Raw genomic sequence first — 13041 nt, forward strand, 5'->3', positions numbered from 1 at the left:
GCGCCCGCCGGTGCCGCGTGCCGGTGCCGCGGGTTCCCGCCGGGCTCCGGCCAGGGCGGCGGGCCCGACGGCGGCGGCGCGGCCGGCCAGGGCACAGGAATGCCCCCGGTGTCACCGAGATCCTCCAGACCGATGTCGACGAATGCCGACGAGCCGGCTCCAGAGGAACCACCCAAGGAACTATCAATACGGCCGAGATCCTGAAGACCGTCATGGCCCAGATCCCGAAGACCGTTATCTACAGCGGAGTACTGGTTGGATTCCACATCCGTGTAGATTTGATCTCGAGCCGCATTTTGCCCGGCGGGCCCCTCCCCTGGTTCGCGCATATTCGCCCCCACGCGCCGCTCTTCCAGTCGCCAGCCGTCAGCCCGATCGGCCGCCCCCGGCCAGCCCATTTCATTGAGTTGATTCTGTGCGCAGAGGTTCCGCACAGACGGTTCACAGTAGCGGCACATGCGGTGCGCACCCGGGTGCGGTGGACGGCGATTCGAGGACGTCACCCGGAGTTAACAGAAACGCGAAGAGGCGATCTGGCGGCCAACACGAAGCGTCGTTAGTCGACCACGTAGCCAACAGATTCCTCACCCAAAGTGAAGAACCTGGCACACAAAGCGGCAACGAAGAGTCCACCGTCGGCCATGACCGACGGGCATCACCGTTCGTCCACCAGCGATCCCTTGGCCGGCGGCGAATCGCCCGGTCGAATCCTCGCCCTCCCCGAGACGGGGCGTAGCGATGGAATCGTCAGGAGGCGCCGTCGGCGGCGGTCAGCTCGTCGACGAGACCGTCGATCAGCCGGGCCTGCTCCAGGTCGAGGAAGGTGACGCCGCCGGCGTCATGGGTCGCGAGCGCGAACGTGACCCGCCGCCAACGGATGTCGATGTCCGGGTGGTGGTTCATGCCCTCGGCCACCTCGGCGACCTGCCGGACCAGCTCGACGCCGGCGAGGAAGGTCGGCGCCGTCACCGTGCGGCGGATCGCCCCGTCCACCAGCGACCAGGCGGGCAGCCCCCGCAGCCCTTCGGCGATCTGCTCGGCGGACAGCGCGTCGGGAACGTCGGCCATCGCGGACTCCTCCCGCTGACACCCGGAATGGCGACCTGGAACGGGTCTCGGGACCCCAGGACTGCGCCGTAGGTGCGCGACCACAAGGTACGCCAGGACCCGGCGCGCGGACCGGCCATCGGCGCGTCGGCCCGAGCCGGCCCACTACTTGATGCAGCGCCCGGTGGCCGAGACCGGCGCCTGGGTGTAGTACGGCGTGGGCGCCGCCGTGGCGCCGCTGGACGACCCGCCCGTCGCGGCGGCGATGACGGTCGTGTCGCCGTCGGCGATGTCCTGCCCGACGACCAGGGTGATCCCGCCGGCGGCGGCCCCGCCCGCGCTCGTGTCGGCCGTGGCACTCGCGGCCGCGCTCGCCGGGAGCTCGGCCGGCACGGCCTGAGCGCCGGGGATGTCCGCGAGCAGCCGGCTGCCGGCGGCGGCGTCGGCCGCGGGATAACGGATCTCGGTGCGGGCCAGGTCCCGGCTGTCGGCGGTGTCGACCTTGACCACCTGATACCCGGCCGCGCGCAGCTTGCTCGCCACCGTCGAGGCCGCCCCGGCCTTGCGGCTGCCGTTCAGGACGGTCACCTGGACCTGGCTCGGAGCCAGCGTCGGGCTGGCGGCGGGAGTCGGGGTCGGTGGCTCGCCGCCCGCGGCGGTGTCGCTCTCGGCGACGATCTGATGGAAGAAGCCGCGCACCATCGCGGGGTCGTAGAGCGCGTAGTAGGCCTGCCCGTTGCCTCCGGTCGCGCCGGACAGCGGGATCGTCGTGAACTGCACCTGGCCGGTGCTCAGTCCCTGCATCCGCTCGGCCAGCGCCCTCAGATCCGTCAGATCGGTCTCCGAGTCGACCACCATCGAGCTGGTGACGGCGTTCAGGAGGCCGGTGACCTTGCCCGGGCTGGTGAGCAGGCCGGTGCTCTTGGCCTTGCGGAAGACGGCGGCGAGGAAGGCCTGCTGGCGCTGGATCCGGGAGTAGTCGCCGTTGGCGAAGCCGTGCCGCTGGCGGACGAAGGCGAGGGCGTTGTCGCCCGTCAGCACGTTCGTCCCCTCCTGGCCGACGAACCCGGACATCGGGTCGTTGAGGTTGGTCGACCGGTGGCCGTTCTCGGACACGTACTCACTGAAGCGGTCCTTGACCAGGCAGACCTCGACGCCACCGAGCACGGTGCTCATCTGCCGGAAGCCGTTGAAGTCGATCTCCGCGAAGTGGTCGATCCGCAGGTCGCTGATGTTCTCCAGGGTGCGCAGCAGCAGCGCGGGCCCGCCGAGGTTGAACGCCGTGTTGACCCGGTCCTTGCGCGCGGAGTGGCGCTTGCCCTTGGAGTCGGTGTAGGCCGGGATGGTCACCTTCAGGTCACGCGGGATGGAGACCAGCGTCGTCTTCCCGTTCGACCCGAGGTAGGCGATCATCATCGTGTCCGAGCGGGCGCCGCCGACCTCGGCCGCGTCCGAGCCGGTCCGCACGTCCGAGCCGACCAGGAGCCAGACCTCGTTGCCATGCGCGACCCGCGGCGGGCGGGTGCCCTCGACGTCGCCGTCGCTCAGGTCGGTCCTGTCCACCCGCGAGTCGTAGTACTTCGTCGCGCCGTAGCCGAGACCGATGACGAGGAACAACGCGCAGGACACGATCGCCGCGAGCCCGAGGAAGAGCGCTCCGAACAGCCCGCGGCGGCGGCGCTCGTCGTTCGGCCCGCGGGGGCTCAGCCCAGGCGGAAGGTCCGAGTCGTCGCCGCCGTCGCCAGCGCCGGTCTCGGCTTCGTGGTCCGGCCCGGCGCCCGGGCCCTCGGGCGCCGCGCCCGCGTCGTCGGCGAGGGCAGGCTCGTCGGCCAGGCCGACACCCTCGGCGCCAGCCGTGGCGACGGCGACGGCGACGGCGCCCGCGCCCGCAGCGTGGGCATCGGCCGCGACCGGCTCCGCGACCGCGGCGGGCCTGGCGAGCAGGTCCGGCCGGGTGGACGCGCCGCGCGCTGACCTGGAGCCGCCCTGGGCTAGGCCGCGGCGCGGGCGTGGGAGGGCGGTCGTGGCCGGCGCGTCGACGGGGATGTTCGCACGTCTTGGAATCGGCCGTCGCGGCCGGCTCCTGGTACCCTTCGGGAGCCGCCGGCCAGGCGCGGAAGCCGCGCAGGTGGCGAGAGCCGCTCATGGGCGAGGGAAGCCCCTCCTGGGGGCGGGGGCGCGGCACCGGCGGCCTCGGACACCATCGGCCAGGCCCGCCGCCGCGGCGTCAGGCGCGACTCGCCCGTCCCTGGCCCCGGGCGACCCATCGGACCGAGCAGTCGCCACTGGCGGGATCCAGCCTCCGAGCCGCAGGGTGCCGCCGGGGGCGCGGCCGTGGGAGCGGCTCGCGCGGCCATGGGCGACGGATGAATTCGCTCGACGTTCGTAAGTCGCTCAACACGACTACAACGCGACTGTACCGACTGTAGCCGCCGGTGAAACGTCCCAAACGGGAACAGCCCGGTCGTGCCCTGTGCCCGCAGGGGGCTGGCGGGCTGCCCCACCTGGAGACAGCGCACCGACCACCCGACGGAGAGTGACCGGATCGTTCCGGCGGGCGGCGGCGGGCGGCCGGTGGCCGGGCGCCCGCCGCCGCCGCGGGTACTGGCGGGAGTACTAGCGGCGACGCCCCAGCGAGGCGCGCAGGTACTCCTTGTTGAGCCGGGCGATGCTCGCCTGCGGGATGCCCTTCGGGCAGGCGTTGGTGCACTCTCCGGTGTTGGTGCAGCCGCCGAAGCCCTCGACGTCCATCTGCTCGACCATGCTCACGACCCGGGACTCACGCTCCGGCTGGCCCTGCGGCAGCACGTTGAGGTGCGAGACCTTGGCCGAGACGAACAGCATCGACGAGCCGTTGGGGCAGGCGGCGACGCAGGCGCCGCAGCCGATGCACTCGGCGTTCTCGAATGCGAGGTCCGCGTCCGGCTTCGGCACCAGCTGGGTGTTCGCCTCGGGCGCGCTGCCGGTGGTGACGCTGACGTAGCCGCCTGCCTGGATGATCCGGTCGAACGCCGACCGGTCCACCATCAGGTCCTTGACCACCGGGAACGCCGCCGACCGCCACGGCTCGATGACGATGGTGTCGCCGTCGGAGAACGTGCGCATGTGCAGCTGGCAGGTGGTGGTCAGGGTCTGCGGACCGTGCGGCGCGCCGTTGACCACCATGCCGCAGGCGCCGCAGATGCCCTCGCGGCAGTCGTGGTCGAAGGTGACCGGGATGTCCCCGTCGAGGATGAGCTTCTCGTTGAGGACGTCGAGCATCTCCAGGAACGACATCTCGGGGCTGACGTCGTCCAGCACGTAGTCGACGAGCGTGCCCTTCGCGTCGGGACCGCTCTGCCGCCAGATGCGCAGGGTGAGTTTCATGCGTAGCTCCGCTGGGCGAGGTGCACTTCGTCGAACTCGAGGGCTTCCTTGTGCAGCACGGGCGGGCTGCCGACGCCGGTGAACTCCCAGGCGGCCGCGTAGGCGAAGCCGTCGTCGTCGCGCAGCGCCTCACCGTCCGGCGTCTGGCTCTCCTCCCGGAAGTGGCCGCCGCAGGACTCGGCGCGGTGCAGCGCGTCCAGGCACATCAGCTCGCCGAACTCGATGAAGTCCAGGATCCGGTTCGCCTTCTCCAGCGACTGGTTGAGCTCGTCGCCCGTGCCCGGCACCTTGACCCGCGACCAGAACTCCTCACGCAGCTCGCCGATGCGGGCCAGCGCCTTGCGCAGGCCGGCGTCGTTGCGGGCCATGCCGCAGTTGTCCCAGAGCAGCTCGCCGAGCTCCTTGTGGAAGGAGTCCGGGGTCCGGTCGCCGTTCACGGCGAGCAGCCTCTCGAGCCGCTCGGCGCTCTCGGTGTGCGCCGCGACCGCCTCGGGAGCGGACGCGTCGACCGGGGCCAGCTTGGTCGACGCCAGGTAGTTGCCCAGCATGGGAGGCAGGACGAAGTAGCCGTCCGCGAGGCCCTGCATGAGCGCCGACGCGCCGAGGCGGTTCGCGCCGTGGTCGGAGAAGTTCGCCTCGCCGATCACGAACATGCCGGGGATCGTCGACTGCAGGTCGTAGTCGACCCACAGCCCGCCCATCGTGTAGTGGATCGCCGGGTAGATCCGCATCGGGACCTTGTACGGGTTCTCGCCGGTGATCCGCTGGTACATGTCGAACAGGTTGCCGTACTTCTCGCGGACGCTGGCCTCGCCCAGACGCCGGATCGCGTCGGCGAAGTCCAGGTACACGCCGAGCCCGCCGGGGCCGACGCCGCGGCCCTCGTCGCAGACGTTCTTGGCCGCGCGCGACGCGATGTCACGCGGGACCAGGTTGCCGAACGCCGGGTAGATCCGCTCGAGGTAGTAGTCGCGCTCGTCCTCGGGGATCACGTCGGGGCTGCGGGTGTCGCCCGCGTTCTTCGGCACCCAGATCCGGCCGTCATTACGCAGCGACTCGCTCATCAGGGTGAGCTTCGACTGGTAGTCGCCGGAGCGCGGGATGCAGGTCGGGTGGATCTGGGTGTAGCACGGGTTGGCGAGGTACGCGCCGCGCTTGTGTGCCCGCCAGATCGCGCTCGCGTTGGAGTTCATGGCGTTCGTCGACAGGTAGAACACGTTGCCGTAGCCGCCGGTGGCGAGCACCACCGCGTCGGCCAGGTAGGTCGAGACCTCGCCGGTGACCAGGTCGCGGGCGACGATGCCGCGGGCCCGGCCGTCGATGACGACCAGGTCGAGCATCTCGGTACGGGCGTGCATCTCGACGTTGCCGGCGTCGATCTGCCGCGACAGCGCCTGGTAGGCGCCGAGCAGCAGTTGCTGGCCCGTCTGGCCCCGGGCGTAGAAGGTGCGCTGTACCTGGACCCCGCCGAACGAGCGGGTGTCGAGCAGGCCCGAGTACTCGCGGGCGAACGGGACGCCCTGGGCTACGCACTGGTCGATGATCTGGACCGAGACCTCGGCGAGCCGGTGCACGTTCGACTCGCGGGCCCGGAAGTCGCCGCCCTTGATCGTGTCGTAGAACAGCCGGCGGACCGAGTCACCGTCGTTGCGGTAGTTCTTGGCCGCGTTGATGCCGCCCTGCGCGGCGATCGAGTGCGCCCGGCGCGGCGAGTCCTGGAAGCAGAACTGGATGACGTGGTAGCCCTGCTCGGCCAGCGTCGCGCCAGCGGAGCCGCCTGCGAGCCCGGTGCCGACGACGATGACGCGGTGCTTGCGGCGGTTGGCCGGGTTGACCAGCTTCGCCTCGAACTTGCGCCGGCTCCAGCGGGTCTCGATCGGGCCGTCCGGGGCGGCCTTGTCGACGAGGTCCGAGCCGAGGGTGTATCCGAACGTGTCAGACATGCTCAATCCACCAAACCGGCCATGACGGCGATCGGGACAGACAGGAAGCCGAGCGTGATCACGACGGCGAGGACCCCGGCGGTCGCCTTGTAGGCGGTGGCCCGGGTCGCGCTGGTGACGGCACCGAGGGTGCGCGCCGCGCTCCAGAAGCCGTGCGCGATGTGCAGGCAGAGGGCGAGCATCGCGACGATGTAGGCGAGCGCGATGTACCAGTGCGAGAAGTCCGCGACGACGTTGTCGTAGGCCTCGCCCTCGACCCCGTTCGGGTTCGCGACCAGCGCGGTCAGGTCGAGGATGTGGTAGATCACGAACAGGCCGATGATGATGCCGCCGAAGCGCATCGTGTTGGTGGCGTAGCTCGCGGTCGGGCGCAGCCGGTGGGCGTACTTCGCCGGGCGAGCCTTGAGGTCCCGCCTGCTCAGCTGGTAGGCGCTGATCGCGTGCAGCGCGATGGCGACCAGCAGCACGAAACGCTGGATCCAGAGGAACCAGGCGTTGTGCAGAACCGGGCTGCCGATCGTCCGCAGCCAGTGGGCATACGAGTCGAACTCGTCCCTTCCAAAGAAAATCTTGAGGTTGCCCGCCATATGGAGGATCAGGAAGAGCAACATGATGATGCCTGTGACGGCCATCACTGCCTTCTTGCCGATGTTCGACCGCCAGAGGGTCGTCACGGCCGAGGTGCGCCCTACCTGGGTCGCCGGAGTCGCTACTGCCACGAATGAGCAACGTACGGACCGTCAAGCCCCCGGTCCAAGACATGAAAGTGCTCGTGTCAATAGTCGAGGACTATCGTCTGGGCGTGCAGTTGCATCAGCTCGCTTACTTCGTCGCTGTGGCCGAGACAAAACACTTCACCAGGGCCGCTACACGCGTTCACGTAGCCCAGCCGTCACTGTCCGCACAGATCCGGGCGTTGGAGACCGAGCTTGGAAGCCCGCTGTTCAACCGGGCTAGGGGGAATATCACACTGACCGCGGCCGGCGAGGCGCTGCTACCGCTGGCCCGGCGGATCCTCGCCGATACCGACACCGCCCGCCGCGAGGTCCAGGAGCTGACCGACCTGCGCCGCGGGAAGGTCCGCGTCGGCGCCACCCCGAGCCTGTGCACCGGGATGCTGCCCGAGGTGCTGCGGTTGTTCCGCCAGCGCTACCCAGGCATCCAGCTGCTCGTCGAGGAGGGCGGCTCGCGCGACCTGGTCGGCGAGCTCGCCGTCGGCGCGCTCGACCTCGCGCTGATCATCCTTCCGTTGCAGGGCAGCGACCCGGCGCTGGCGACGACGCCGCTGCTGCGGGAGGACCTCGTCGTCATCTCCTCCCCCGACGGCCCGCCGCCGGTGCGGGGTGCCCTGATGGCGGTGGGCGATCTGCGCGACCGGCCGATGGTGATGTTCCGCCGGGGCTACGACCTGCGTGACTTCACGGTGGGCGCGTGCCGGGCGGCCGGGTTCGAGCCACGGTTCGCCGTCGAGGGCGGGGAGATGGACGCCGTGTGCGGGTTCGTGATGGCCGGTCTCGGGATCGCCGTCATCCCGAGCATGGTGGCCTTCCGCCAGCCGCTGCGGACGACGCCGTTCGCCCCGCCCGGCCTACACCGCACGATCGGCCTGGCGCACCGGCGCGACGTCGAGCCGCCGCGGGCAGCCCGCGAGCTGCGCGCGACCCTCGTCGACTTCGTCGCCAACGCCGCCGCGGCCGACATGCTCCCCCCGGGCGTCCGCCCGGCCCCGAACATCCATCGCGGGGCCGCGGCGGTCGACCTGGTCCCCGAGGTGGTCGGCGGCCCGTCGGACGCCCTCGGACACGCGGGCCCTGACCAGGACCGCCACTAGCCAGGATCGCCGCTGCGGACGACCGGCATGAGGACGTAGCGGAAGCCGTCGTCGTCCTTGCCGGTGAGGATGGCCGGCGAGCTGGCTGCCTCGGCCGGGTCGGTGGAGGCGAAGCCGATCGTCACCTCGTCGCCGTCGATCGCGCCCAGCCCGTCCAGCAGGTACCCGGGGTTGTACCAGGCCACCAGGTCGGGTCCGTAGTAGTCGATCGGCACCGAGTCGGTGGCCGAGGCGAGGCCCAGCGGGCCGGAGTCGGTCTCGGCCGTGGTGCCCGCGTCGGGGCCGACGTCGGCGGTGAGGGTGCCCCCCGAGAGCGTGACGCGCACGACCGGGCCGGTGCGCGGCGCGACGACGGACACCCGGCGGATCGCGGCGGCCAACGGAGCGATCTGGGCGCTCGCGACCAGTGGGACCGAGTCGGGGAACAGCCGCCGGTAGTGCGGGAACGCGCCCTCGACGAGCCGGACCACCACCCGGCGCGACCCGGTCGACAACCCGAACCGCGGGCCGCTGTCGTCGTCGGCGCCGAGGCCGAGCGCGAGCCGGGAGGCCGCGGTGGGGATGCGGACGAGATCGGAGAGGATCCGGGCGGGCACGTGCGCCACCGCCTCGGGCGCCCGTACCGACGGCTGCCACGGGATCGCGCGCACCGCGAGGCGGTAGCGGTCGGTGGCGACCAGCGTGAGGCCCCGACCGGTGAGCTCGAGGCGCAGTGCCGTGAGCACCGGGAACGTCTCGTCCCTGGCCGCCGCCGGGGCGACCTGGCTGACGGCGGCGGCGAAACCAAGCGTGTCCACCTGGCCGACCGGAGGGGGGAACGCGGGCAGCGCCGGGTAGTCGTCCAGCGGCAGGGTCGGCACCCGGTAGTGGGCGCCGGCGGCGCGGACCAGCAACCAGCCCTCGTCGACGGTGAGCCGCACCGACTCGTCGGGCAGGCTGCGCACGATCTCGGCGACCAGCCGGCCGGGCAGCAGCGCCCTTCCGGGCACCGCCGCGGCCACGTCGACGGTCGCGGTCACGGCCACCTGGTAGTCGAACGCGGACAGCGTCAGCTGGTCCGCGGCGTCCACCAGCAGGCCGCCGCCCACCGCCGACCCGGGCGCCGTCCGCGCCGGCAGATGGCGCGCCACCCAGCCGGCGGCCTCCGCGAACTCCGCGCGCGGCACCGTCAGCCTCACGACGTCAACCTCACGACGTCATCCTCATGGTGCCGTCCTCACGCTGCCATCCTCACCGGGCTGTCATCACGACTGGGCTGTCATCACGCAGCCAACCTCAGAGCGGCCGCCGTCAAGCTGACCGTCATGGTGAAATTCTGACGCGTCACGAGCCGATTTCCCGGTATATCGCCCGTGTCGCCGGCAGTACACGGTGACCACGCTGCGCCACCGCGCTCACCTCGCTCACCCAGCGCGCTCCCACCACGCCCGCCAGAGCGGTGGATCCGCACTCGCGGCCTCGGCCGTCGCTCGCCGGGAGCCCACCGAGAGCAGCCGGAGGCGACGGAACGCGGGCCGACGACCGCCGACCGACGATCGGGAACGGTCGCCATCGAAGGCTCTGATCGTGGTCCCCCCGATCGACCAGTTCCACTCCTCAATCACAGCGTGGAAGCTGACAGAAGCCAAAGGACTACCACCAGAGACCCACTTGACGGCCCTCTGCCATCACGATCCCAACAGATCCGCACCGCGATGGCGCGATTCGGGCCATTGTGAGGGACGTGAGGACGAGCCTGGACCACCCGTCCCGATCCCTGACCCACCAGCCCTCTGATCGCCGAACTTCGGATCGGCGGTCTCGGGACCATCGGCCTCCGGGCCACCGGGACGCGAGCCACCGGCCCGGGCGCCGGCGCCGGGCGCGGGCCCTCGCGGCCCTGTTCCTCGCCGCCGTGGGCGCCCTCGTCGGCTGCGGGACGTCCAGCGAGACCGGCTCGGCGCAGGTGGGCGGCGCGTGCGGATCACCCGGCGTCACCGCCGACAAGGTTCGGCTCGGCCTGCTCTTCCCGGACTCCGGCAGCGCGCAGTCGCTGTTCGGTCCGTTCCGCGCCGGGGTGGACGCCCGGCTCGGCGTCGCCAACGCCGCCGGCGGCGTCCACGGCCGACAGGTGATCTACGACTGGGAGGACGACGCGTCGGACCCGAAGACGAACCTCGCCGGCGCGGCGACGCTGGTCGATCGAGGAGTGTTCGCCGTCCTCGAGTCCACCTCGGCGTCCAGCGGATCTGCCGAGTTCCTGCACAGCAGGGGCATACCGGTGACGGGAACATCGCTGGAGGAGCCCTGGACCGTCTACGACAACATGTTCAGCTACTCGAACCTGCTGTCCGACTCGGGATCGGTGTCCACCTACGGCGATTTCGTGGCCGAACACGGCGGGCACAGCGCGGTCATGGTCGTCTCCCAGTTCACCGAGACATCGCTGGACTTCGCCGCCGAACTGACCGCGAGCCTGAAGGCGGCTGGCATCCCGGTGGTCGCCACCGTGGACGCGACGGCACCGATCAACTTCGAGGGTCTCGGCCGCAAGATCAAGGACAGCGGCGCGGACGTCCTCATCGGCGCCGTCACCGGCAGCTCGTTCGGGCAGGCCGTGCTCGCCGCCCGCGGCGCCCAGGCGAACCTCCAGGTGATCCTCTCGCCGGCGGGCTACGACGAGCGGATGCTCAACGTGTTCAAGGGGATCATCGCGGGCGCCTACTTCGTCGCTGACTTCCTGCCGTTCGAGGCGGCCCGCCCGGCACACCGCGAGTTCCTGCAGGCGATGGCGCGGTATGCCCCCGAGACGCAGCCGGCCGGCCAGCAGGCGGCCCTGTCCGGTTGGATCTCGGCCGACATCATGCTGCGCGGCCTACAGGTCTCGGGCGACTGTCCGACCCGCGCCGGCTTCATCTCGGCGTTGCGGGCGGTGCGCGGCTACACCGCCGACGGCCTGCTCACGCAGCCGATTGACTTCCGGGCCGATTTCGGCAAACTCACCCGTTGTCTCGCTTTCGTCCAGGTCAACGCGGACGGAACGCGGTTCACCCCGGTGGACCCACTCCCCCGGTGCGGCCAGCCGGTGGCCCGATGACCCGGCCGACGTCTGGCACTACCTGGCACTACCTGGCACTACCCGGCACTACCCGGCACGTACGGTGCCCGGTTCGCCGATCGCCGAACGGGTCCGCGATCGGCGAACCGGGCCGAGGCTCGGAGCGAAGCCACGGAGACACAATCGGTGACGATGGAGTCACTGACCCTGCGTGGCGATCCCACGGCCGGGTGCGACCAAGCGCCGCCGGCCAGCGACAACCCGTCCGCAACCTCCGCTCGGTGACGCGGGTCACTCGCCCATCACCTCACGGACGGTGACCACAGCTCACCATCAGCCGACCCGACGAGCAACCACGCCACCCGCGATACACACCGCCCACCGACGGTCAAGCCACACCCAGCCCAAATCTCCGTCGTTACACGACCGACATGGAAGTGTCACCACACCGGAACGGGTAATGCGCAACCTGCCCCCTTGGGTCCCCTGTCGGTGTGATGATCCGGTACCGCGCCGTCCAGGAGGCCGGCCGTTATCGAATCCCCTCAAGCCCCAGGACAGGCGGGACATGCCGTTCGACTTCGGCGGGCTCGACTCCGGCGACACCGCGTGGCTGCTGGCCAGCTCCGCGCTCGTGCTCGTGATGACGCCCGGTCTGGCGTTCTTCTACGGCGGAATGGTCCGCGTAGAGAATGTTCTCGGCATGCTGATGCAGAACTTCTTCTGCATGGGGATCGTCAGCCTGCTGTGGGTGAGCTGTACCTACAGCATCGCCTTCGGCGGCCAGAATGCCTACTTCGGTGGGCTGCACTTCGCCGGCCTGCAGCACATGAACCAGCAGGTCCCCGGCTACGCCGGCCCGCTCGCGCAGAGCATCCCGCCGATCGTCTTCGCCGCGTTCCAGCTGATGTTCGCCATCATCACCCCGGCGCTGATCACCGGCGGCCCGGCGGACAGGTTCCGCTTCGGGCCGTTCGCGACGTTCATCATCCTGTGGTCGGTCTTCGTGTACGCGCCGGTGGCGCACTGGGTCTTCTCACCGACCGGCTGGCTGTTCGAGCACGGCGCCGAGGACTTCGCCGGCGGGACCGTGGTACACGCCAACGCCGGTGCCGCCGCCATCGCCATCGCCATCGTGATCGGCAAGCGGCGCGGCTGGCCGGACGGCAACTTCCGGCCGCACAACGTGCCGTTCGTGCTGCTCGGAGCGGGTCTGCTGTGGTTCGGCTGGTTCGGGTTCAACGCGGGCTCCGCGCTGAAGGCGAACGAGCTCGCCGGCTTCGCGTTCATGAACACCAACACCGCCACCGCCTGCGCGCTGCTCGGCTGGATCCTCACCGAGAAGCTGCGTGACGGGCGCGCGACCACCCTGGGCGCGGCCTCCGGCGCGGTCGCCGGCCTGGTCGCGATCACACCGGCGGCCGGATACGTGACGCCGGTGGGCTCGATCTTCATCGGCCTCATCGCCGGCATCGTGTGCGCATCGGTCACCGGGATCAAGGGCAAGGTCGGCATCGACGACGCCCTCGACGTCGGCGCGGTCCACCTCGTCGGCGGCAGCCTCGGCGCGCTGCTGATCGGCTTCTGGGGCTCGTCCGACACCGGTGGCCAGGACGGCGCCTTCTACGGCGGCGGGTTCGACCTGCTCAGCAAACAGGCGCTCGCGGTCGCCGCGGTGGTCACCTACTCATTCGTCGTCACCCTCGTCATCGGCTATCTGATCCGCATGTTCGTGCGGATACGCCTGTCCGTCGACGAGGAGCGCGAGGGCATGGACATCGCCCTGCACGGCGAGCGGGCCTACGACTTCTGACCTC

11 protein-coding genes are annotated in these 13041 nt (G+C 70.7%); 4 read left to right on the top strand and 7 right to left on the bottom strand.

Annotated features, from left to right (window positions below; translation table 11 throughout):
* The 3 genes from FRCN3DRAFT_RS56635 to FRCN3DRAFT_RS46765 form a co-directional block, all read right to left on the bottom strand.
* Positions 1 to 434: hypothetical protein (locus tag FRCN3DRAFT_RS56635; RefSeq protein ID WP_232794178.1), on the bottom strand; the 434-nt coding region annotated here is incomplete at its 3' end.
* Between the two features lie 313 nt (positions 435 to 747).
* A complete protein-coding gene (locus FRCN3DRAFT_RS0228215; RefSeq protein WP_007520686.1) occupies positions 748 to 1068 on the bottom strand; it encodes a 4a-hydroxytetrahydrobiopterin dehydratase in 321 nt (106 codons plus the stop codon).
* A 144-nt stretch (positions 1069 to 1212) separates the two neighbouring features.
* On the bottom strand, positions 1213 to 2676 hold the full coding sequence (locus FRCN3DRAFT_RS46765) for an LCP family protein (RefSeq protein ID WP_157845269.1): 1464 nt from the start codon (positions 2674 to 2676) through the stop codon (positions 1213 to 1215).
* A 132-nt stretch (positions 2677 to 2808) separates the two neighbouring features.
* Between FRCN3DRAFT_RS46765 and FRCN3DRAFT_RS0228225 the strand changes: the two genes are divergently transcribed.
* Positions 2809 to 3021 (top strand): hypothetical protein, encoded by a 213-nt coding sequence (locus FRCN3DRAFT_RS0228225; RefSeq protein WP_027141012.1) that lies wholly within the window; start codon positions 2809 to 2811, stop codon positions 3019 to 3021.
* A 642-nt stretch (positions 3022 to 3663) separates the two neighbouring features.
* Here FRCN3DRAFT_RS0228225 and FRCN3DRAFT_RS0228230 read toward each other — a convergent pair.
* The 3 genes from FRCN3DRAFT_RS0228230 to FRCN3DRAFT_RS0228240 are packed head-to-tail and all read right to left on the bottom strand — an operon-like array spanning position 3664 to position 7030.
* Positions 3664 to 4413 carry a succinate dehydrogenase/fumarate reductase iron-sulfur subunit gene (locus FRCN3DRAFT_RS0228230; RefSeq protein WP_007519571.1) on the bottom strand — a complete coding sequence of 250 codons (750 nt, stop codon included), beginning with the start codon at positions 4411 to 4413 and terminating at the stop codon, positions 3664 to 3666.
* On the bottom strand, positions 4410 to 6356 hold the full coding sequence (locus tag FRCN3DRAFT_RS0228235; protein ID WP_007519572.1) for a fumarate reductase/succinate dehydrogenase flavoprotein subunit: 1947 nt from the start codon (positions 6354 to 6356) through the stop codon (positions 4410 to 4412). Before FRCN3DRAFT_RS0228235 ends, FRCN3DRAFT_RS0228230 begins: the two co-directional genes overlap by 4 nt.
* Before the next feature lie 2 nt (positions 6357 to 6358).
* Entirely contained in the window at positions 6359 to 7030 is a 672-nt protein-coding gene (locus FRCN3DRAFT_RS0228240; RefSeq protein WP_483414357.1) for a succinate dehydrogenase cytochrome b subunit, read from the bottom strand.
* 128 nt (positions 7031 to 7158) lie between these two features.
* Between FRCN3DRAFT_RS0228240 and FRCN3DRAFT_RS0228245 the strand changes: the two genes are divergently transcribed.
* Entirely contained in the window at positions 7159 to 8187 is a 1029-nt protein-coding gene (locus tag FRCN3DRAFT_RS0228245) for a LysR family transcriptional regulator (protein ID WP_035925324.1), read from the top strand.
* Here the strand turns inward: FRCN3DRAFT_RS0228245 and dnaN are convergent.
* Complete coding sequence (gene dnaN, locus FRCN3DRAFT_RS0228250) at positions 8184 to 9365, bottom strand: DNA polymerase III subunit beta (protein WP_007519578.1); 1182 nt, start codon at positions 9363 to 9365, stop codon at positions 8184 to 8186. The two genes, FRCN3DRAFT_RS0228245 and dnaN, sit on opposite strands and share 4 nt — an antisense overlap.
* Before the next feature lie 716 nt (positions 9366 to 10081).
* Here dnaN and FRCN3DRAFT_RS0228255 point away from each other — a divergent pair.
* Both FRCN3DRAFT_RS0228255 and FRCN3DRAFT_RS0228260 read left to right on the top strand, forming a co-directional pair.
* Entirely contained in the window at positions 10082 to 11263 is a 1182-nt protein-coding gene (locus tag FRCN3DRAFT_RS0228255) for an ABC transporter substrate-binding protein (protein WP_007519579.1), read from the top strand.
* A 529-nt stretch (positions 11264 to 11792) separates the two neighbouring features.
* Positions 11793 to 13037 (top strand): ammonium transporter, encoded by a 1245-nt coding sequence (locus FRCN3DRAFT_RS0228260; protein ID WP_007519581.1) that lies wholly within the window; start codon positions 11793 to 11795, stop codon positions 13035 to 13037.
* Positions 13038 to 13041 lie beyond the last annotated feature (4 nt).

Origin of the sequence: Pseudofrankia saprophytica (genome assembly GCF_000235425.2) — a bacterium.
GTDB lineage: Bacteria > Actinomycetota > Actinomycetes > Frankiales > Frankiaceae > Pseudofrankia > Pseudofrankia saprophytica.